Here is a 19,947-nt window from a genome sequence, read left to right on the forward strand (position 1 = left end):
GTCACACCACCGGAGCCGTGGCCAGGGCACGTGCGACGGTGACGGGCCCTCCGATGAAGCCGGTGCGGTGGAAGATGTCGGCCGCCTCCTGCTGTTCGGCGATGAACTCCTCGCTCACGGCCTCGATCCGCCACGGGAGGGCGCGCAGAGCGGTCTCCCAGTCGTCGGCGCCGCCGCCCAGGTCGGCCGCCGCGATCTCGGCGGCGGCGCGCGGATGGGCAGCCGCCCAGTCGTCGGCGCGGCGGAGGGCGCGGGTGAGCGCCTCGATGACCTCGGGGCGGCTCTCGGCGAGCTCGCGGCGAGTGAAGAACACGGAGCGGTCGGAGATGACGTCGGCGGTACGGACGAGGGTGCGCAGTCCGCCGGTCCGGCGGGCGGCGGCGAGCTGCGGGCCCTGGGCGACCCAGGCGGCGACGGCTCCGGAGCGCAGGAGCTGTTCGCTCTCCTCCGTGCCGCGTACGGGCGTGATGTCGTCGGCGTACGAGAGCCCGGCGTCGTCGAGGGCCTTGGCGACCAGATGGGTCTGCCAGGAGCCGATCGCGAGATGGACGGTGGTGCCCTTGAGATCGGCGACCGTGCGGGCCGGGCTGTCCTCGAGGACGAGCAACGCCCCGTGTTCGGGGCGTGCGGCGGAGACGGCGGTGTAGACGAGGTCGTGGCCCTCGGCCTGGGCGGTGATGGGCGGGGTGGAGCCGGTGCCGCCGAAGTCGATGACTCCCTGGGTGAGCAGCTCGCCGGTCCGGACGCCGTTCGCGTACGGGTGGAAGGCGACGGTCTCGCCGAGCGGAGCCAGCTCCTCCTGGGCGAAGCCGAGACGGGTGAGGTGGTACAGGTAGTAGAGGGACGGATTGCTGCTGTGTACACCGATGGTGATGGTCATTCAGATCGCTCCGGCTTCGGCTGTGGTGAGGTGGTTGACGGGGGCGGGCGTCCTGGTCTCGACGCCGAGGTCGTTCAACAGGCGCCGGCGCAGTGCTGCGAACGCGGGGTCGCCGGGCTCGCGGGGCCGGTCGACGGTGACGGTCTCGTCGGTGACGAGCCGTCCGTCACGCAGGACGGCGACGCGGTCGGCAAGCCGTACGGCCTCGTCGACGTCGTGCGTGACCAGCAGGACGGCGGGGCGGTGCTTGCGGCAGAGTTCCTCGACCAGGTCCTGCATCCTGAGCCGGGTGAGGGCGTCGAGAGCGGCGAACGGCTCGTCGAGCAGCAGGAGTTCAGGCTCGCGCACCAGGGCTCTGGCCAGGGCGACGCGCTGGGCCTCGCCGCCGGAGAGAGTGGCGGGCCAGGCTTGGGCGTGCCGTTCGAGACCGACCTCGGCCAGTGCCCGGAGACCGCGGTCAAAGCGGTTGCGGGGCAGCGCCACGGTCACGTTGGCGAGCACCTTCTTGGACGGGACGAGCCGGGGTTCCTGGAACACGATGGTGCGTGCTTCCGGGACGAGGACCTCGCCCGCGTCGGCCCCGTCGAGGGCTCCCAGGATGCGCAGCAGCGTGGTCTTGCCGCTGCCGCTCGCACCGAGCAGGGCCACGAACTCGCCGCGGGCGATGTCGAGCCGGAGGTCGTCGAGGACGGCACGGTTCCCGAAGGCCCGGCGCAGGCCCCGTACGCGTACGGCCTGGGTTTCGTTATGGGTCGAGGTCATCGGGAGGCTCCCACCGGGGTGCGCCAGGGCATGATGACGCGCTCCAGCAGGCGTACGACTATGTCGGCGGTCAGGCCGAGGAGGCCGTAGACGAGGATGCAGACGGCGAGAACGTCGGTGCGGGCGTAGCTCTGCGCCTGGGACATCAGATAGCCGATGCCCGCGGTGGCGTTGATCTCCTCGGCGGCGATGAGGGCGATGACGCTGAGCGTCATGGACAGGCGCAGTCCGGCGAGCAGCGAGGGCAGGGCGCCGGGCAGCACGACCTCGCGGATGATCCCGAGCCGGCCCATTCCGAAGCTGCGCATGGCCTCGACGAGCTTGGGGTCGGTGTTGCGTACACCACTCGATGTCGACACGTACATCGGGAAGGTGGTGGCGACGGCGATGAGCAGGATCTTGGCCGTTTCGTTGATCCCGAACCAGACCATGAACAACGGCACGAGGGAGAGGAACGGGATGGTGCGCAGTGTCTGGATGGAGGAGTCGAGCAGTTCGTCGCCGAGCCGGGTGAATCCGGTGGTGATGCCGAGGGTCAGTCCGGCGGCGAGGCCGATGAGGAGCCCGAGCCCGGAGCGGGTGAGGGAGGTGGTCAGCGCGTCGGGCAGCTGGCCGTTGCCCCACAACTCCCCCACGGCTCGCAGCACTTCGGCGGGCGAAGCCAGGACGTCGGCGGTCAGGAGACCCGTGGCGGAGGCCCCCCACCACAGGACGAGCAGGACGACGGGGCCGAGTGCGCGGACGGTCACGGCGTAGCCGCGGCTGCGGGCCCTGCGGAGCTGGGGACGCGGGGTGACGAGTCCGCCGGTCGTCGCGCCGCTCATGTCAGCTTCTCGATGTCGAGGAGATGGTCGGCGACGTCGACCTCGGTCTTCGTCACCTTCTGTTCGGCGTAGAACCTCGCGACGGCTTCGAAGCGCTCGATGTCCTGCGGGCCGATCGGGTCGACCGTGCCGCCCTTGGCGCTGAAGTGCGTCTGGATCTCCTTGGCCCTGCCCGTGACGGCGGTCGGGCCGACGTCGGTGAAGACGTTGAGATAGGCGGCCGGATTCTGCTTCTCCCGGGCACTGGCGTCGTGGAGGTAGTGATAGAGCGCCTCGACGACCTCGGGGTGCTGCTCGGCGAAGCCCGTACGCACGGCGTCGAGGCTGTAGTTGTCGGAGCCGATGGCGGCCCCGTCTGCCACGAAGTGCGCCTTGCCGCTGCCGATCTCGGCCACGGCGTAGGTGGCCCAGACGGCCCAGGCGTCGACCTTGCCCGCGTTGAAGACGGCGGCGGTCTGGTCGGGGCGCAGATAGACCCGCTGGACCTTGTCGGCCGGGATGCCCTCCTTCGCCAGGGCCTTGAGGAGCAGGTACTCGCCGGTTCCGCCCTGGTTGACCGCGACCTTCTTGCCGACGAGTCCGGCGACGTTCTCGATTCCGGAGCCGTTGCGGACGAGGATTCCCTCGCCCGCGGCGTCCGGGTCGACGGCGGCGAAGAACTTGAAGCCGGGGCGCTGGGCGATCGAGGTGATTCCGGAGGTGATGGAGCCGGTCGCGATGTCGAGCTGATCGGCGTTCATCGCCTGGGCGGCGGGGGCGAAGGGGCCGGCGCTGCCGGTCCACCGCACCTTGGCGCCGACCTCGGCGAGTGCCTTGTCGAGACTTCCGTCCTTCTTGCCGAGGGCGAGGACACCGGAGTTGCCCGGGTCGGGGATGCGTACGGCAATGGTGGCCCCGGAGCCGCCGTTGCCGCTGTCCGCCTCCGAGGTGCCGCAGGCGGTGAGGGCGAGCAGCGCGGTCGCGGTGAGCAGGGCCGGGGCGACGAGCTTACGGAGTGGTCGGGTCGCGTTCATGGTGGTGGGTCCTCGGGGCTCAGGGGGCGGAAGGCAGAGGGGCGGGCACCTGCCGGGTCAGCAGCGCGGCACGGCGCAGCGGCTCGGGGTCGGCCCAGGTGGTGACATCCACGGGTTCGGACAGGAACCCGTGGGCGCGCAGCGCGGATTCCTGCTGGGCGAGGAGTGCGAGGCGCTCCGCGGACAGATCGGGGTGGAGCGTGAGGTGGGTGCCGGGCCGGTAGGCGCCCGCGACTCCGTCGGCGCCCGCACCGGTCTCGGCTCCCAGGATGCGAGCGACCTCGCCGGGATGCCCGGTGGCCCAGTCGGCCGCCCTGAGCAGGACGGCGAGGAAGCGGTCGACGAGGTCCGGGTGGTCGTCCAGGAGTTGCTGATGGACGGTGATGGGGCGGGGTGTGCCGTTGTTGACCCGGAAGCGGCGGTCGGGCAGCTCGTCGAGTTCGACGGCGACCTCGGCCCCGGCCCTTCGCGCCGCTTCCACGGCGAGTGCGCCCTTCACGTACACGGCGTCGACGTCCCCGCGCCGCAGCGCGGCCAGTTCGGCGGCCCACTGCTCGGGGTACCCGTCGGCGGGCACGTCGACGAGGGTGGCGTCGTGCGGGGTGAGTCCGGCGGAGGCGAGCGCGCCCTCGAAGCCGCGCAGCGCCATGGCACGCCAGAAGTCGATGTCGATGGAGTGGGCGGGCACGGCGAGCCGCAGACCGCGCAGGGCGTCCGCGCCCCGGATTCCGGAACCGGGGGCGACGAGTACCGCCTGGCGCTCCTCGATCCAGGTCAGCCCGATGAGCCGGGTCCGCTCCCCCCGTGAACGGGCCCACAGCGCGGGCACGTTGCCGCCCTCGCGGAACAGTCCGGGCAGCGCATGGGTGTAGTGCGCGCCCCGGTCGGTGTCGGGGGCGGCGTCCTGGAGGGACCGCACGGCGATGCCGTCGGCGGCGAACTCTCCGGTGAGCCACCCCCGGTCGGCGGCGATGCCGGTGGCGGTGGGTACGGGACAACGGGTGTACCAGAGCGTCCCGGGCAGGACGGCGGCATGCGTCATGGAGTCTTCCCGAAAGGGTCGGTGGGAGGAGAGGAGTGAAGCGAGCGAGGCTCCGGACACGGGGTCCCGGCCGCGGGCGTACGGAGCGGTGCGTGCGGGCCCGCCCGGCTGCGACGGAGCACGAGGGAGCCGAGTGCGTGCGCGGTGAGCCGCGGTGATCAGGAGGAGTCGCGGTGAGCGGAGCTCACGAGATCCGCGGCGTGAGCGGCGGTACGCCGCCGGGCGCGAAGGGTCAGCGACAGGTGGCGCTGGAGACGCGCGCCAGGTCGATATGACGGCGCAGCGTGAGGGTCAGCAGGACCGGAGCGGACGGGGTGGGGGACGCGGTTCGGCGGCCGGCCATGGGACTGCTCCTTCCTGCTCGTCGGTGGTGACGGCTGCAGCCTGCCACGGAGCCGCACTCGCCCACAACTCGCTTCCCATAATGTGGGATTGAATATGAACGGAGTGTTTCCGGGTCCCACCTCGGCGTGTCCACGCTCCCGTAATATGGCAACGAGACCACCTCCCATCCCATGAGCGGAGAGTGAACCGATATGACCGAGGCCGCGACAGCGCGTGCTCCGGGCGGCGCGCAGGCGGTACAGCGGGCTCTGGACGTCCTGCACTGTTTCCACGACAACGGCCCCGATCTGAGCGCATCCGAACTCGCCCGCCGGCTGGAGCTGTCCGTCTCCACGGCCCACCGGCTGGCCCGCACGCTGCTCGGCGCGGGATTCCTGGAGCAGGACCCCCGCACCTCCCGCTACCGGCTCGGGCCCGCCGTGACCGAGCTGGGCCGACTCTCCTACCACCAGCGCGGGCTGCACCTGGCCGCCCCCGAGCTGACCGATCTCGCCGAGCGCACCGGCGCGACGGCCGACCTGGCACTGCGCAGTGGCCCGCACGCGGTGATCGTCGCGGGCGGTTCGGTCACCCCGAAAGTGGGTCTGCGCAGACCGCTCCACTCCACGGCGCTCGGCAAGGTACTGCTTGCCTGGGCGCGACCGGGCGAGGCGGGTCCGGCCTCGCTGCCTCCGCTGCGGGCCTTCACCGACCGTACGATCGTCGAAGCAGACGCCCTTCGGGCCGAGTTGGCGCGGGTCCGGGGCGATGCCTACGCGCTCAACGACGGCGAGTCGGCGTACGGGGTGCGGACGCTGGCCGTCCCGGTGCTGGACGGCGCGGGGTATGCGCGCTTCGCGCTCGCGGTCCGGGCCACCCCGTCCGTGATCACAGTGGAGCGCACCGACTGGTTTGTCGCCCAGGCACGGTCCTGCGCCAGGGCCCTGGAGGTCCTGCTGCTGTCCCCGGCCGAGCGACGGCCCCCCGCGCCGTGACGGATCGGCCGTACCGGCTCCGTGGGACGATGAGCACCGGCCGGGGCGGGTGAGTGCCACGGCGACGGCGAGGCTGTGGGGACAGAGGGACGTACATGACTGAGGCCGGGGCGACGCGCACCGAGGCGCCCACGGGACGGGCCGCCCGGGAGCTGCTCGGCCGTGCGGAGCGGTTGCTGGAGACGGCCCGCGCGGTGCTCGCCGATCACGGCCGGGCCGTCGACGCCGTACGCGGCGCACTCGATCCGCTCCTGGACGCCCTGGTCGGCCAGGAACTGGCGGCCATCCCCGTGGCGCGGCTCAAGGACGTGACCGAGGGCAGGCTGCGGATCGGCGCGGTCGAGGAAGCCGGTTACAGAACGGTCGGCCAGGTGCACGCGGCGAGCCGTTACGAGCTCCGGCAGATCCCCGGCGTGGGGGCGCAGACCGCCGACCAGGCGCTGGCCGCGGCACGGCAGATCGCGCACGCGGTCCGTGACACCGTCTCACTACGCATCGACGTGGACGCCCCCGACGCTCCGACGACCGCGCTGGTGGTGGCCCTGAACCGGCTGGTCGAGGCGGGTCCTGACGTCCGGCGGGCCTGCGACGCCGCGCGCGGGCTCCTCGCCCGCCTGGAACCCCTGCTGACCGCGGCGGGACCTGCCGCGGGCCGGCTGCGGATGATGTTCACGGGCCGGGCCGCCCGGGAACAGGCGCTGGCCGCCGCCCTCTCCGTACGGGCTGCGATGGCCGAGGCGGAGGAGCGCGGACTGCCGCTGCTGTTCGGTCAGGTGTCGGTCGATCTGCTGCGGGCACCGGAGTCCGCGCCCGGAGCCTGGGTCGACTTCGAGCTGAGGTCCGCCGAGTACTACAGCCTGCTGGCCGAGATGTCGGGCACCGGACCCGACCGGGACGCCGCCGAGGGCTTCCTCCCGGCCGGGATCGCGGACCGGGTGCGCGGGCTGCGGCTCGACGACGCGCATCTGCGGGTCTCGTTGCGCGGTTACCAGTCGTTCGGCGCGCGGTTCGCCCTGGCGCAGAAGCGGGTGATCCTCGGCGACGAGATGGGGCTCGGCAAGACCGTCCAGGCCATCGCGGCACTCGCCCATCTCTCCGCGCGGGGCGAGACGCACTTCCTGGTGGTGTGCCCGGCGAGCGTGCTGATCAACTGGACGCGGGAGATCCGCGCCCGCTCCACACTGCGCGCACTCCCGGTGCACGGTCCGGAGCGGCGCGAGGCGTTCACCGAGTGGTGCGAGAGCGGCGGGGTCGCCCTCACCACCTTCGACGCGCTGCACACCCTGCCGGACGCCTGGGCCGGGGCGGTGCGACCGGGCATGGTCGTGGTGGACGAGGCCCACTTCGTGAAGAATCCGGCGACCCGCCGCGCCCGGAGCGTGGCCGGCTGGGCGGAGCGCACCGAGCGGGTCCTGTATCTGACCGGCACTCCGATGGAGAACCGGGTCGAGGAGTTCCGCAGCCTCGTCCGCCAGCTCCGGCCCGAACTGGCCCCGGCCGTCTCCACGACCCACGGCGCCGCCGGTTCGCACGCCTTCCGCAGAGCCGTCGCCCCCGCCTATCTGCGGCGCAACCAGGTGGACGTGCTGAGCGAACTCCCCGCGCTGGTCCACGTCGACGAGTGGGAGGAGTTCAGCGAGGCCGATCTCGACGCGTACCGCGAGGCCGTGAAGTCCGGGCAGTTCATGCGGATGCGCCGCGCCGCGTACGCACGGCCGGCGACCTCCGCGAAGCTGAGCCGGCTGTGCGAGCTGGTCGCGGAGGCGGAGAGCAACGGGCTCAAGGTGGTGGTGTTCTCGTACTTCCGCGAGGTGCTCGCCACGGTCCAGGAGGCCCTGGGCGAGGGTGCGTTCGGGCCGGTCTCCGGGAGTCTGCCGGCCGCCCGCCGTCAGGAGCTGGTCGACGGGTTCGGCGCGGCGGAGGGGCACGCGGTCCTGCTCAGCCAGATCCAGGCCGGGGGCGTCGGGCTGAACATGCAGGCCGCTTCGGTGGTCATCCTGTGCGAACCGCAGATCAAACCGACGATGGAGCACCAGGCCGTGGCCCGCGCCCATCGCATGGGGCAGATACGCACCGTCCAGGTGCACCGGCTCCTCGCGACGGACAGCGTCGACCAGCGGATGCTGGACATCCTGGCGCGCAAGGACCGGCTCTTCGACGCGTACGCGCGGCGCAGCGATGTCGCCGAGGCGACGCCCGATGCCGTCGACGTGTCGGACGGGTCGCTCGCCCGGCGCATCGTCGAGGAGGAACAGCGCCGGCTGGCCGCCGAGGGCTGACCGGGGCTCAGTGCCGGTGCGCCTCGCCGCTGCCGGCGGCCCCATCGGCATCTCCTCCGGCCGTCTTCCCGGCCCCGGCCACGTGGTGCGGTTCGTAGCCCGGGACCGTGCCGTCCGTCTTGGCGACCAGCAGCAGTCCGGCCATGCCCATGTCGGAGTGGCTCTGGACGTGACAGTGGTACATCCAGGCCCCCGCACCCACCTGTTCGCCCGCGATGATCTGGAAGCCGAAGGAGTCGGCGGGCCCGCAGATCTTCGTGTCGATCACCCGGCTGGGATCTTCGGGCCCGGTGAGCAGCCCGGTTCTGTTGTCCGCCCAGCGGTGACCGTGGATGTGGAACGTGTGGTAGTACTCGCCGTGCGTGATCATCACGACTTCGACCCGGTCGCCGACCGTGGCCTCGAAGTTCGGACTCTGGTGGCCCGCCTTGTTGTTGATCGTCATGTCGTTGAAGACGATCGTGAAGGTCCTGTCCGGCAGGATGTCGCCCCTGCGCCGGACGACCAGGGGCCCGTACAGCCCCTTGCGGATGCCGCCGGTGCCGTGGTCCGTACCGACGACGTGGTCGTGGTAGTGCCAGTATCCGGCGCTGCCCGCCCGCCAGGTGCCGTCCTTCCGGCGGCCCGGGGCGTGGGTGCGCCAGGTGTAGGTGCGGGTGCCGCCCGGTTCGACATGGCTCTTGTTCATCCGGGTGCCGTCGCTGGCGATGTCGTAGTCGACACCGTGGACGTGGAGGCTCGCGTCGACGTCTGTCAGGTTCTCGAACTCGATGTGCAGGGTGTCGCCCTCGTTGAGCTCGATGAGCGGCCCCGGGACCGATGCCTTCCCCCTCTCGAAGCCGTACCCGAGGGAGCCGTCCGGCATCTTCTCGGCGTACATCCTCAGCCGGCGCACCTCGCCTCCCGCCGGGGCGGTCCTGGGCGGGGTCTCCGCCGAGCTGGCCTCGACCGCACCGAGCGACAACGATGTCACCCCCGTTGCCGCGGCGGCCGCACCGCCCGCAAGCATGCGCCGGTTGAAGGTCCTTCGGTCCATGTCGAACTCCCCACTGCGAAAGGGCAACTGACGGGCTTCCGGAGACACATGGGGGCAGAGGTGCCCCCTGGACGGCCCATACGGTAGCCGTGGACCCTCCGTTTATCCACACCCAGGACAAAGTTCGTGCCATTGCTGCCATAGCCCTTGGCGAGTCACGAAAAGAGGTCTAGCTTCATCCGCTGTTGCAGTGACCAAAGAGGGGTGGGTGACCACATGCAGCGCACACCACATCACAGGTCCAGATCACGACGAGGTATCGCGGCGGCCGTAGCGGCCGGCGCGCTGACCGCTTCCCTGCTCGGAGGCGGCGCCGCCAGCGCCGGGCCCTATCCGGAGCCGACCGACCGCGCGACAACGTTGTCTCTCCCGTCACCGCCCGGCGGCAGCAACGTCCGGGTGCTCGTCTTCCACGCCTCGGCGGGCGAGGAGTCACCGACGGTGGACGCGGGTATCGCGGCGATCGAGAAGATCGGGCTGAGCGGTCCGACCGCCGGCCGCTTCCGTACCGTCGCGACCGACGACGCCGGTGTCTTCACCGACGAGCGGCAGCTCGGGCGGTACAACGCGGTCGTCTTCCTGACCCGCGGCGACGTCCTGGACCCGGAGCAGGAGGCGGGTCTGGAGTCGTACATGGAGGCGGGCGGAGGGTTCCTCGGCATCCATGACGCGGCACGCACCGAACCGTACTCGGACTGGTTCACCGGACTGGTCGGGGCACGGCCCGCCGCCGACAGCCCGGCCACCGCGCAGCGCGCGACGGTCGAGATCGGCGACCGGCAGCACCCGGCGGCCAAGAACCTCCCGCTGGAGTGGAAGCGGCCCGACAAGTGGCTGAACTGGACGAAGAATCCCTCCGGTGACGTGCACACCGTGGCCCGCGTCCGCGAGAGCACCTACAAGCCGGGAGCGAGCGCCAACGGCTGGGACCACCCGGTCTCCTGGTGCCGCGACTACGACGGCGGCCGTTCCTTCTACACGGGCATGGGCGGCACCGTCGACAGCTTCGCCGAGACGGACTTCCGTGAGCATCTGCGCGGCGCGCTCGCCTGGACCTCCCGCATCTCGCAGGCGGACTGCAAGGCCACCATCAACGGCAACTACCGGGCCGAGCGGGTCACCCGGCCCAACCAGCCGGGCCGGAACGACCAGATCGGCGAGCCGCACGGGCTGGTCACGGCCCCCGACGGCCGGGTCTTCTACATCGGCCGCGGCGGCGCCGACAGCAGCCGGCCGGTCGTCATCGACTGGAACAGCCCGGACATCGGCAAGGGCCAGGGCGAGATCCACGTCTACGACCCCGAGACCGGGAAGGTCACCCTCGCGGGAGCGCTGACAGTCTTCGGCAACAAGGGCGGCGGCGACGAGACGGTCAAGGTCGAGGAAGGTCTCCTCGGGATCGAACTCGACCCGGACTTCGCGGAGAACGGCTGGGTGTATCTGCACTACACCCCGCACGCGAAGATCGACCGCGACAAGCGGATGGCGGTACGCCAGGTCTCCCGCTTCACCTTCGACCCGGCCACGAACAAGCTGGACACCGCATCCGAGAAGGTGCTGCTCCAGTGGCCGGTCCAGATCCACAGCTGCTGCCACGCGGGCGGCGGCATGGCCTGGGACTCCAAGGGCAACCTGTACATCGCGACGGGTGACAACAACTCGTCCGGTTCCAGCGGTGGTTACTCCGGGAACAATCCGGCGCCGAACTACAGGGGCGTGTCGTACGCCGACGCCCGGCGCACCTCGGGCAACACCAACAACCTCAACGGGAAGATCCTGCGCATCCACCCCGAGGCCGACGGCACGTACACCCTGCCCGAAGGCAACCTCTTCACCGGCAGGGAGCCGGACGAGGGTGGCGGCAAGACCCGCGGCGAGATCTACGTGATGGGGGTGCGCAACCCGGCCAGGATCTCCGTCGACCCGGCGACCGACACGCTGTACGCGGGCTGGGTCGGTCCCGACGCCGGCGCGCCCAGCACCACGTGGGGACCCGCCAAGTACGACACCTTCGCCGCGATCACCAAGGCGGGCAACCACGGCTGGCCGTACTGCATGGGCAACAAGCAGCCCTACCGGGACCGCGGTCTGCCCGACCCGTCGGTGCCTCTCGGCTGGTACGACTGCGACGCGCCCAGGAACGAGTCGCCGAACAACGACGGCCTGGTGAAACTGCCGCCCGTCACCTCCAACACCATCTGGTACTCCCCGCAGGGCGGTGGCATCGACTACCCGCGCGACGCCAACGGCATCCCGAGCTACAAGCCCGAGGAGCAGAAGCAGCTCCTGCCGTGGCTCAAGGGCGGCGGCCAGGCCACGATGAACGGCCCGGTGTACCGGTACGACGCGGCGAGCACCAGCGCCGACAAGTGGCCCTCGTACTGGGACGGCAAGTGGTTCGTCGGTGACTTCTACGACGGCGACCAGCCCCGGCACGCGGTGCTCACCGACCCCAGGACGGTCGGACAGGGCGGCCTGCCCACGCACGCCGAGTCCCTGAAGAAGATCATCCCGGTGGGCGCCGACGGCATCCGCAATCTCATGGACTGGAAGTTCGCCCCGGACGGCTCGCTCTACGTCCTGGACTACGGGCGGGGCTTCTTCACCTCGGACTCCAAGTCCGCGCTGTGGCGCGTGACGTACAAGGGCGGAGGGCCGACCCCGGCCGCCGCCGACCTGGCCAGGAAGGCGGAAGTTCAGTGAGACACCGTCCCCGCTCCGCACGGCTCCGGTACCGGCCCGCCCGGCTGTGGCCCGCTCTGCTGGCCTCGTTCCTGCTGATCCTCGGACTCACCTCGACGGCCGCGTACGGCCGGGAGGACGACCGGGAAGCAGCGGCAGCGGACCAGGTGCTCACCTGGACCGCCGGCGACCCCATCGACCGCTATCTGTCCGCGCCCACGACGGCGGTGGCCGGCGCCGCGACCATCGTGTTCGAGAACAGCGCGGCGACCGGCAACACGACGGGCATGCCGCACACGCTGACGTTCAGCGTCTCGGACCCGGAGTTCAACAACGACGTCCAGCTGAACATCCTCGCCAACCCGAGCGACAGCGAGGGCGGCAGGCACAGCGTGCAGGTCACGCTGAGCCCCGGCCGGTACTTCTACCACTGCACCATTCCCGGCCACGGATCGATGCAGGGCATTCTCACCGTGACCGAGGGCAGCGGCGAGGACACCACCGCGCCGGAGACCTCGGCGAAGGTGGACGGTGACAGGAACGCCGACGGCGCGTACATCGGCCAGGCCGCCGTCAGTGTGGCGGCGACCGACGCCGGTTCGGGCGTCGGCACCGTGGAATACGCGGTCGGCGCCGACGGTGCCTGGCAGCCGTACACCACGCCCGTCGTGGTGAACCAGGTCGGCACGCACAAGGTCCGCTACCGGGCCACCGACAAGGCGGGCAACGTGGCGGCGGAGAAGGCCGTCGACTTCAGCGTGGCCCCGCCGCCCACCGACGACGCGACCCCGCCGGAGACCTCGGCGACCGTATCCGGCGAGAAGGACGCCCAGGGCGCGTACCTGGGGATGGCCACGGTCACCGTCACGGCCTCCGACACCGGGTCCGGCGTCAACACCATCGAGTACGCGACCGGGGCGGCCGGTGCCTGGCAGCCGTACACCGCGCCGGTGATGGTGCACGAGGCCGGCACGCACAAGGTCCGCTACCGCGCCACCGACAAGGCGGGCAACGCGGCCGCGGAGAAGGCCGTCGACTTCACCGTCGTCGAGCCGCCCACCCAGGACGCGACACCGCCGGAGACGACGGTGTCGCTGACGGGCGAGAAGAACTCGGACGGCGCCTTCATCACCAGCGCGAAGGCGACGGTCACCGCGACCGACGCCGGCTCCGGTGTGGACAGGATCGAGTACTCCCTCGACGGCGGCCCGTACCTGGCCTACTCCGTGCCGGTGCTCGTCGACCGGATCGGCTCCCACACCTTCGCCCACCGGGCGACGGACAAGGCGGGCAACACCTCCCAGGCGAAGCAGGTGTCGTTCACGGTCGCCGAGGGCGGCGGCGTTCCTGCGCCGAACTGCCCGGAGTTCGACGAGCGGCTGACGGTCATCGTGGGCACGGTCGACAGCGGGGTCCCGAACCGTGTCACCGGCAACCGGTGCACGATCAACGAGCTGATCGAGGACGAGAAGGACTGGTCCTCGCACGCGCTGTTCCTCAAGCACGTGGACACGGTCCTCGACAAACTCCTGGCCGCGGGGGTGATCGACGCCCGCGAGCACCGCACGATCTACCGGGCGGCGAAGCAGTCCGGCATCGGCAGGCCGGGCCAGGTCGACGGCTACCGGAAGCTGTTCGACGGCACGGCCGCCTCGCTGGCCAAGTGGGAGCAGGTGGGCGGCGGCAAATTCGGGCTCAACGCGGACGGCACCCTCACCAGCTCCACGACGGTCCCCGGCATGGGCATGCTGTGGTTCCCGGAACGGCAGTACGGGGACTTCTCGCTGAAGCTCCAGTGGCGGGACGACGCACCCGGTACGGGCAACGCCAACAGCGGTGTGTTCGTGCGGTTCCCGTACGTCCACGACAACCCGGAGGAGTCGCGTCCGGAGTGGGTCGCCATCAAGTACGGCCATGAGGTGCAGATCAACGACCGGCCGGACGGCGACATGTACAAGACGGGCTCGCTCTACGGGTTCGACCGGGTGGGTCTCGGCGGCGCCGGGGTCACCCCCAAGGGCGCCTGGAACGACTACGAGATCCGCGTGGTGGACCAGCACTACTCGGTCTACCGCAACGGTGTCCTGATCAACGAGTTCGAGAACACCGGCGGACAGCTCTTCGAGCCGCCGCGCGGCGACGACCCGGGTACCGACGGCAGGCGGTTCGCCTCCGGTTACGTCGGGCTCCAGGTGCACGGCACCACGGACGTGGTCTCGTACCGCGACATCCGCATCAAGGAGCTGTAACCCGCGACACCGCGTCAGGAGGCCGCGGCCGCATGCCCCGGCATGTGGTCGCGGCCTCCCGGGTGCCGGTGGCGCCACACCCAGAACACCGTGCAGGAGACCAGGGCCCAGCCGCCGAGCACCAGGTACGGGATGGCGAACTGGTGTCCCTGGTAGTAGACGGCCGTGTGCTGGGCGCTGACGGAAGCGCCCGGCGGCAGCCAGCGGCCGATGTGTCCGAGTGCCGACGGCAGGAGCGGCCAGGAGACGGCGCCGCCGGAGGACGGGTTGCCCAGCAGCACCATGAGGCCCCAGGTGGGGATCATCGCCCAGCGGCCCATGATCGTGTTGAACATGGTGAAGACCATGCCGGAGGTGAACATCGTGAACGCCAGGATCAGCCAGGACTCGACGAACGGCAGATCCAGCGCGCCGAGCAGCCAGTCCACGACGGCCGCGATGGCGAAGGCGCCGAGCAGGGCGTAGCCGAGGGTGAACGCGATCCGCTCCAGCGGGGCGAGCCCACGGGCGTGGACGCTCAGCTGGATGGCTCCGACGAAGCCGATGATGACGGCGGCCAGCGAGATGTAGAACAGGGCGAGGCCCCGCGGGTCGCCCTTCTGGAGCGGTTTGACGTCGGTGACCGTCACCGGGACGCCCACGTCGTCGCTCACCTTCACCGCGGACTCGGCGAGCAGCTGGGCGACGGAGGCTCCGGACGCTCCGGCGACGTCGAGCGCGACCCCGCCGCCTTCCGGGCGCAGGACCGCGAAGACCTTCTGGTCCTCCATCGCTTCCCGGGCCTTCGCCACTGTGGCGTAGCGGTGCAGGCGCAGGGAGGCGTCGAGGGCCTTCTCCATCCCGGCGACGAACGTCTTCGTGCGCGGCGCCTCGGCCGGGCCGGCCAGCGCGGCCGGGATCGCGCGGGGCGTCGGATTCGCCATGGTGTAGGTGTAGGACCCGGCGAAGAGCCCCGCAGCGGCGGCGAGGATGAACAGCAGGACGGTCGCGGGCAGATGGGGCGACTTCTTGACCGCCTCCCATTTCTCGCCGCGCGTCGGCGGCCTGCCGTGTGCGCCGTGCCCGCCGCTCACCCCTCGTCGCCGTCCTCGTCGTGCCGGGCCCGGCTGGGCTGGACGCGCTTCGGTTCGCCGGGCATCTTGGGGTACTCCGGCGGGTAGGGCATGTCGCCGAGGCTCCGGTCGCGCTCGTCCCGCGCCGCGAGTTCCAGCACCTTCTCCAGGCTGAAGGCGTGGTCGTCCATGTCGGCGTGGAGGTCGCCCACTTCGGCGTAGCGCGCGGGCATGGTCCTGATGTCGAAATCGCGCGGCTCGACGTCGTCGATCTCCTCCCAGCGCAGCGGTGCGGAGACCGGGGCGTGCGGGAAGGGGCGTACGGAGTAGGCGGAGGCGATCGTCCGGTCACGGGCCGTCTGGTTGTAGTCGACGAAGATGCGGCTCCCGCGCTCCTCCTTCCACCAGGCGGTGGTGACGCGGTCCGGCATGCGCCGTGCCAGGTCCCGGCCGATGGCGATGGTGGCGCGGCGGACCTCGGTGAACGTCCAGCGGGGTTCGATCGGTACGAAGACGTGGATGCCGCGCCCGCCGGAGGTCTTGGGCCAGCCGCGCAGGCCGTGCTCGTCCAGGACGGCACGCAGTTCGTGGGCGGCGGTGACCGCGTCGGCGTAGTCCGTGCCGGGCTGCGGGTCGAGGTCGATGCGCAGTTCGTCGGGGTGGTCGGTGTCGGCGCTCCGCACCGGCCAGGGGTGGAAGGTGAGGGTGCCGAGGTTGGCCGCCCAGATGACCGCGGCGATCTCGGTCGGGCAGATCTCGTCGGCGAACCGCCCGCTGGGGAAGGAGATGCGGGCGGTCGGAATCCAGTCGGGGAGGTTCTTCGGCGCCCGCTTCTGGTAGAAGAACTCGCCGGTGACTCCGTCCACGAAGCGCTGAAGCGTCGTCGGCCTGTCGCGCAGGGCGCGGGTGATCCCGTCCCCGACCGCGAGGAAGTACTCGGCCACGTCCCGCTTCGTACAGCCCTTGTCCGGAAAGTAGACCTTGTCGGGGTTGGACAGTCGTACCGGCCGTCCGCCTGCGTCCAGCTCCACCGCTGCTCCCATGTCGGCCACCGTAGGCCGGGCTCACCTATGCCGCACATCGGGAGCCGTTCCGGGAGGTATGGGTAACAATCGGGCGCATGGACCTTCCGGTGATGCCGCCCGTGAAACCGATGCTCGCCAAGTCCGTGTCCGCGATCCCGCCCGGAATGCACTACGAGGCCAAATGGGACGGCTTCCGGGCGATCGTGCACCGGGACGGCGACGAGGTGGTGATCGGCAGCCGGACCGGCAAGCCGCTCACCCGCTACTTCCCCGAGCTGGTCGTCGCGCTGCGGGACAATCTGCCGTCCCGCTGTGTGATCGACGGGGAGATCGTCGTCATCCACGACGGGCGGCTTGATTTCGACCGGCTCAGCGAGCGCATCCACCCGGCCGACTCGCGGGTGCGGATGCTGGCCGAGCAGACCCCGGCGGCCTTCGTCGCCTTCGACGTCCTGGCCGTGGACGACGCTTCAGTGCTCTCCACCCCCCTGACGGACCGGCGGGCGGTGCTGGAGGCGGCGCTCACCGGCGCCTCGGCGCCGGTGTATCTCGCTCCCGCCACCACGGACCTGGCCACCGCGCAGGAGTGGTTCGAGCACTTCGAAGGGGCGGGCCTCGACGGCGTCGTCGCGAAACCGCTCGATCTGCCCTACCGGCCCGACACCCGCGCGATGTACAAGATCAAGCACGAGCGGACCGCCGACTGTGTGGTGGCGGGGTACCGCGTCCACAAGAGCGGCCCGGTCGTCGGCTCGCTGCTGCTGGGCCTGTACGACTCCGGGGGCGTCCTCCAGCACGTCGGAGCGTGCGCCGCCTTCTCGATGCGGCGGCGCGCGGAGCTCGCGGAGGAGCTGGAGCCGCTGCGCGGCGGCGTCGAGGGCCATCCGTGGGCCGCGTGGGCGGACGCCGCGGCGCACGAGGGGGCGCGGCTGCCGGGCACGCCGAGCCGCTGGTCGGGAAAGAAGGACCAGTCGTGGGTGCCGCTGCGTCCGGAGCGGGTCCTCGAAGTGGCCTACGACCACATGGAGGGCGACCGGTTCCGGCACACGACCCAGTTCCGCCGGTGGCGGCCGGACCGCACACCCGCCGGCTGCACGTACGCGCAGCTGGAGGAAGTGGTGCGGTACGACCTGTCCGAGGTGTTGTCAGGCGGCTGAGGCGGCCGTTGCCGCGCAGGGGTCCGGTGCCTCCGTCCCCGTCTCCGTGCCGGTGGCGGGGGGTGTGGTGTCGGAGGGATCGGGGGACGGGGGGTCCGTGGGGCAGCCCGGTGCGCTGGTGCCCGGGTCCGGGGACGTCGGCGGTGTGGTCGGCGGCGTGGTGGGGTCCGTGGGCGAGGGGTCGGGGCTCGGGGAGCCGGTGTCCGTCGGGTCGGGGCCGGGCCCCGGGTCCGTGGGGTCGGGGCTCGGGCGCGGCGGCCGGGTGGGGCCGGGATGAGTGGGCAGGGGCGGCGGGGTGGTGGGCTGCGGTCCGACCACGATCCCGCCGCCTCCCGTCCCGGGACGGGAGGGGCCTCCGCTTCCGGGTTTGTCCGGCCTGCCGGGGCCGCCGACCGGGGCCCCGGGCTCGCTCGGGCCGCCCGCGCCGGGGCTCTGCGGGATGACGCCCCTGCCGTCGGCGACCGGGTGGGTGCCCTGGCGGTAGTACTCCAGCCAGGACAGCACCGTGCGCAGATACGTCTCCGAGTGGTTGTAGCTGAGGACCGCCCGGTCCAGATCGCCCTGCGTGTTCAGGTTCCGCGTCCCGGCGCAGAGGTAGTGCCCCGCCGCGAGCGCGGCGTCGTAGATGTTGTTGGGGTCGCGGCGGCCGTCGCGGTTGCCGTCCGTCCCCCAGCGCGCCCAGGTGGAGGGGATGAACTGCATGGGTCCCACGGCGCGGTCGTACCGCGCGTCACCGTCATAGGCGCCGTCGTCGGTGTCGCTGATGTTCGCGAACCCCACGCCGTTGAGTACCGGGCCGAGGATGCGGCCGAGCGTGGTGCCGCCGGAGTCGACCCTGCCTCCGCGCGCCTGCCCGGATTCCACCTTGCCGATCGCGGCCAGCAGGTGCCACGGCAGGTTGCAGCCGGGGTCGCTGCGTCCGAGCGCGCCCTCCGCCTTGCGGTAGGCGGCCAGGACCGTTGCCGGGATGCCCGCCCCGGCACGCGCCCGGACGTCCACGGGTCCGGGCTTCGGGCCGCCCTCGGGTGGCTCCGGCGTCTTCAGCGGTGGCAACTCGGTGTGGTACGAGTCGTCGTTGGGCACCTGGGTCCAGACCACGTCGTCCCGGGCCGCGGCAGCCTTCTTCGCGTTCAGTGGCTGTCCGGCGAATCCCGGTGCCTGGGACGCGGTGAGGGCGGCCATCGCGGCGACGGCGGTGGCCGTGCCGGTGAGTCCGCGGCGCATTGTGCCGTTGAACCTCATACGTGCTCTCCTCTCCCCCGGATCACTGTGTGAACGTATCGATGGCGGAGATCCGCCAGTTGTCCCCGCGGCGGACGGCGTCCACGGCGAACATGGCTGCCGCGTACGTGGTCTCGTCCGCCTTGCCCGTACGCGTGTTGCTCTGGTCGGCGAAGACCAGCAGCCGGGCGCGGTCGCCGTCGAGCAGTTCCACACCGCTCTCCGTGACGGTCGTGGTGAGGACGAGCTTCTGCTTCGGCGCCTGCGCCCGTACCTCGGCGAGCATCTCCTCGTGCTGGCCCACGGCCTTGCCGACCAGGTACTTCTTCGCGGCCTGCTGAGAGGTGGCGGGCGAGGCGTAGTTGTACGAGAAGACGGCGCCGACCGCCTCGGTGATCCGGCCCTTCACCTCGCTGGTGCGGGCGATGTCGGTGAGCGCGGTGTTCTGCCGGGACGGGTCGTCGCGCAGTTGGCCGGCCGAGGTGAACGACCAGGCGGCGAAGGTGCCGAGCAGCACCGTGAGGGCGCACAGGACGGCGGGCAGCGGGACACGGATCACGGGTGGGCGCCGCTTCGGCCGGGGCTCGGACGGTGCTTCGTCCTGCGTCCCGGTCCGCGCCCGGTCCTCCGCGTCGGCTTCGGCCCCGGCGTCCTCCGTGCTCTGCGGTCCGGCCGGCTCGCCGGGCGGTCCGGGGCTCGGCTCCGGCGTGGTGGCCGTGGTGGGTGTGGCGGGAGTGGTGGTGCGTTCGGCGGCCGCGGTGGCCAGGCGGCGCTGACGGTTGACGAGGTGCCGTGTCGTCGACATGTCCGGGGTCCTCTCGGAGGCGGGGCGGGAGTCGGGTGCGTCAGCCGGCCGTGTTGCCGACGGGCGCCTGGCCGAGTGCGCTGAGCTTCCACCCCCCGGACGTCCGGGTGAGCTGCCCGAGCATCCTGCTCTCCTTCACCGCGGGCTCGCCCTTCGGTGCGGTCACGGTGACCCGCAGCGCCACCATCACCGCCGCCTTGCCGGACCGGTCGTCGAGTTCGGTCACCGCTCCGGACAGGACCGTGGCCGAGCTGACCGTCTTCGCCGACTCGATCTGCTTCACGAACGCCTCCCGGCCCTCGACCAGTTGCTGGTGCAGATCACCCGTGGTGGAGTCCTCCCAGCTGTCCAGGCCCTGCTCCACCTTCTGGTGATCGAGGGTGTTCATGTTCTGCACGGCCTGCTCGCCGGCGGCCAGCACGTCGTCGCGGGCCTGCGCGTACGCAGCCGAGTCGTCGTGGGCCGCGTCGTACCGGGACAAGCCGCCCCAGCCTGCCGCGCCTGCCGCCGCGACCGTCAGCACGATCGCCGCCACCAGCAGCGGATTGCGCGTCGTCCGTACCCGTGCCATTGCTGTCTCTCCCCTGCCTGCGGATCTGGT

17 protein-coding genes are annotated in these 19,947 nt (G+C 71.4%); 5 read left to right on the forward strand and 12 right to left on the reverse strand.

Features of this window, described 5'->3' with window-relative positions:
- Position 1: 1 nt before the first annotated feature.
- The 6 genes from ACFWSK_RS06115 to ACFWSK_RS06140 form a co-directional block, all read right to left on the reverse strand.
- Positions 2–880: an ABC transporter substrate-binding protein gene (locus tag ACFWSK_RS06115; RefSeq protein ID WP_383782499.1), complete on the reverse strand. Its 879-nt coding sequence runs from the start codon at positions 878–880 to the stop codon at positions 2–4.
- A complete protein-coding gene (locus ACFWSK_RS06120; RefSeq protein ID WP_383782501.1) occupies positions 881–1,642 on the reverse strand; it encodes an ABC transporter ATP-binding protein in 762 nt (253 codons plus the stop codon). It lies immediately after the preceding gene.
- A complete protein-coding gene (locus tag ACFWSK_RS06125) occupies positions 1,639–2,466 on the reverse strand; it encodes an ABC transporter permease (protein ID WP_383782503.1) in 828 nt (275 codons plus the stop codon). Before ACFWSK_RS06125 ends, ACFWSK_RS06120 begins: the two co-directional genes overlap by 4 nt.
- Positions 2,463–3,479 (reverse strand): NrtA/SsuA/CpmA family ABC transporter substrate-binding protein, encoded by a 1,017-nt coding sequence (locus tag ACFWSK_RS06130; protein WP_383782505.1) that lies wholly within the window; start codon positions 3,477–3,479, stop codon positions 2,463–2,465. Before ACFWSK_RS06130 ends, ACFWSK_RS06125 begins: the two co-directional genes overlap by 4 nt.
- Before the next feature lie 19 nt (positions 3,480–3,498).
- Positions 3,499–4,521 (reverse strand): ABC transporter substrate-binding protein, encoded by a 1,023-nt coding sequence (locus tag ACFWSK_RS06135; protein ID WP_383782507.1) that lies wholly within the window; start codon positions 4,519–4,521, stop codon positions 3,499–3,501.
- Positions 4,522–4,753: 232 nt separating this feature from the next.
- On the reverse strand, positions 4,754–4,864 hold the full coding sequence (locus ACFWSK_RS06140; RefSeq protein WP_383782509.1) for a putative leader peptide: 111 nt from the start codon (positions 4,862–4,864) through the stop codon (positions 4,754–4,756).
- A 193-nt stretch (positions 4,865–5,057) separates the two neighbouring features.
- Between ACFWSK_RS06140 and ACFWSK_RS06145 the strand changes: the two genes are divergently transcribed.
- Together ACFWSK_RS06145 and ACFWSK_RS06150 are read left to right on the forward strand one after the other, a co-directional pair.
- Positions 5,058–5,840, forward strand: coding sequence for an IclR family transcriptional regulator (locus tag ACFWSK_RS06145; protein WP_383782511.1), 783 nt, complete (start codon positions 5,058–5,060; stop codon positions 5,838–5,840).
- A 95-nt stretch (positions 5,841–5,935) separates the two neighbouring features.
- Positions 5,936–8,119, forward strand: coding sequence for a DEAD/DEAH box helicase (locus tag ACFWSK_RS06150; protein ID WP_383782513.1), 2,184 nt, complete (start codon positions 5,936–5,938; stop codon positions 8,117–8,119).
- A gap of 7 nt (positions 8,120–8,126) precedes the next feature.
- Here ACFWSK_RS06150 and ACFWSK_RS06155 read toward each other — a convergent pair whose 3' ends face one another.
- Complete coding sequence (locus tag ACFWSK_RS06155; protein WP_383782515.1) at positions 8,127–9,155, reverse strand: multicopper oxidase domain-containing protein; 1,029 nt, start codon at positions 9,153–9,155, stop codon at positions 8,127–8,129.
- 216 nt (positions 9,156–9,371) lie between these two features.
- Between ACFWSK_RS06155 and ACFWSK_RS06160 the strand changes: the two genes are divergently transcribed.
- Positions 9,372–11,858: a ThuA domain-containing protein gene (locus tag ACFWSK_RS06160; RefSeq protein WP_383782519.1), complete on the forward strand. Its 2,487-nt coding sequence runs from the start codon at positions 9,372–9,374 to the stop codon at positions 11,856–11,858.
- A complete protein-coding gene (locus tag ACFWSK_RS06165; RefSeq protein ID WP_383782521.1) occupies positions 11,855–14,086 on the forward strand; it encodes an OmpL47-type beta-barrel domain-containing protein in 2,232 nt (743 codons plus the stop codon). The genes ACFWSK_RS06160 and ACFWSK_RS06165 overlap by 4 nt, the downstream gene beginning before the upstream one ends.
- A 14-nt stretch (positions 14,087–14,100) precedes the next feature.
- On the opposite strand, the gene ACFWSK_RS06170 is transcribed toward ACFWSK_RS06165, so the two are convergent.
- Both ACFWSK_RS06170 and ligD read right to left on the reverse strand, forming a co-directional pair.
- Positions 14,101–15,159 (reverse strand): ABC transporter permease, encoded by a 1,059-nt coding sequence (locus ACFWSK_RS06170; protein ID WP_383782523.1) that lies wholly within the window; start codon positions 15,157–15,159, stop codon positions 14,101–14,103.
- Positions 15,156–16,169: a non-homologous end-joining DNA ligase gene (gene ligD, locus ACFWSK_RS06175; RefSeq protein WP_383782615.1), complete on the reverse strand. Its 1,014-nt coding sequence runs from the start codon at positions 16,167–16,169 to the stop codon at positions 15,156–15,158. The genes ACFWSK_RS06170 and ligD overlap by 4 nt, the downstream gene beginning before the upstream one ends.
- An 89-nt stretch (positions 16,170–16,258) precedes the next feature.
- Between ligD and ACFWSK_RS06180 the strand changes: the two genes are divergently transcribed.
- The gene (locus ACFWSK_RS06180) at positions 16,259–17,320 is read left to right on the forward strand and encodes an ATP-dependent DNA ligase (RefSeq protein WP_383782525.1); all 1,062 of its coding nucleotides are present in this window, start codon (positions 16,259–16,261) and stop codon (positions 17,318–17,320) included.
- Here the strand turns inward: ACFWSK_RS06180 and ACFWSK_RS06185 are convergent.
- From ACFWSK_RS06185 to ACFWSK_RS06195, 3 genes are read right to left on the reverse strand one after another with little or no spacing between them, the layout of a single operon-like run.
- Positions 17,309–18,562 (reverse strand): lytic transglycosylase domain-containing protein, encoded by a 1,254-nt coding sequence (locus ACFWSK_RS06185; protein ID WP_383782527.1) that lies wholly within the window; start codon positions 18,560–18,562, stop codon positions 17,309–17,311. The two genes, ACFWSK_RS06180 and ACFWSK_RS06185, sit on opposite strands and share 12 nt — an antisense overlap.
- A 22-nt stretch (positions 18,563–18,584) precedes the next feature.
- The gene (locus ACFWSK_RS06190) at positions 18,585–19,346 is read right to left on the reverse strand and encodes a hypothetical protein (RefSeq protein ID WP_383782529.1); all 762 of its coding nucleotides are present in this window, start codon (positions 19,344–19,346) and stop codon (positions 18,585–18,587) included.
- Positions 19,347–19,386: 40 nt separating this feature from the next.
- Positions 19,387–19,917: a nuclear transport factor 2 family protein gene (locus tag ACFWSK_RS06195; protein WP_383782531.1), complete on the reverse strand. Its 531-nt coding sequence runs from the start codon at positions 19,915–19,917 to the stop codon at positions 19,387–19,389.
- Positions 19,918–19,947: the final 30 nt, after the last annotated feature.

The organism is Streptomyces sp. NPDC058620, from assembly GCF_042717135.1.
Taxonomy (GTDB): Bacteria; Actinomycetota; Actinomycetes; order Streptomycetales; family Streptomycetaceae; genus Streptomyces.

Bases quoted from the DNA above. Each gene is read 5' to 3' on its own strand.
- ACFWSK_RS06180 (WP_383782525.1), top strand. From the start codon at position 16,259: ATGGACCTTCCGGTGATGCCGCCCGTGAAACCGATGCTCGCCAAGTCC.
- ACFWSK_RS06145 (WP_383782511.1), top strand. From the start codon at position 5,058: ATGACCGAGGCCGCGACAGCGCGTGCTCCGGGCGGCGCGCAGGCGGTA.
- ACFWSK_RS06115 (WP_383782499.1), bottom strand. From the start codon at position 880: ATGACCATCACCATCGGTGTACACAGCAGCAATCCGTCCCTCTACTAC.
- ACFWSK_RS06155 (WP_383782515.1), bottom strand. From the start codon at position 9,155: ATGGACCGAAGGACCTTCAACCGGCGCATGCTTGCGGGCGGTGCGGCC.
- ACFWSK_RS06125 (WP_383782503.1), bottom strand. From the start codon at position 2,466: ATGAGCGGCGCGACGACCGGCGGACTCGTCACCCCGCGTCCCCAGCTC.
- ACFWSK_RS06135 (WP_383782507.1), bottom strand. From the start codon at position 4,521: ATGACGCATGCCGCCGTCCTGCCCGGGACGCTCTGGTACACCCGTTGT.
- ACFWSK_RS06140 (WP_383782509.1), bottom strand. From the start codon at position 4,864: ATGGCCGGCCGCCGAACCGCGTCCCCCACCCCGTCCGCTCCGGTCCTG.
- ACFWSK_RS06120 (WP_383782501.1), bottom strand. From the start codon at position 1,642: ATGACCTCGACCCATAACGAAACCCAGGCCGTACGCGTACGGGGCCTG.
- ACFWSK_RS06185 (WP_383782527.1), bottom strand. From the start codon at position 18,562: ATGAGGTTCAACGGCACAATGCGCCGCGGACTCACCGGCACGGCCACC.
- ACFWSK_RS06160 (WP_383782519.1), top strand. From the start codon at position 9,372: ATGCAGCGCACACCACATCACAGGTCCAGATCACGACGAGGTATCGCG.
- ACFWSK_RS06130 (WP_383782505.1), bottom strand. From the start codon at position 3,479: ATGAACGCGACCCGACCACTCCGTAAGCTCGTCGCCCCGGCCCTGCTC.
- ACFWSK_RS06190 (WP_383782529.1), bottom strand. From the start codon at position 19,346: ATGTCGACGACACGGCACCTCGTCAACCGTCAGCGCCGCCTGGCCACC.
- ACFWSK_RS06195 (WP_383782531.1), bottom strand. From the start codon at position 19,917: ATGGCACGGGTACGGACGACGCGCAATCCGCTGCTGGTGGCGGCGATC.
- ACFWSK_RS06150 (WP_383782513.1), top strand. From the start codon at position 5,936: ATGACTGAGGCCGGGGCGACGCGCACCGAGGCGCCCACGGGACGGGCC.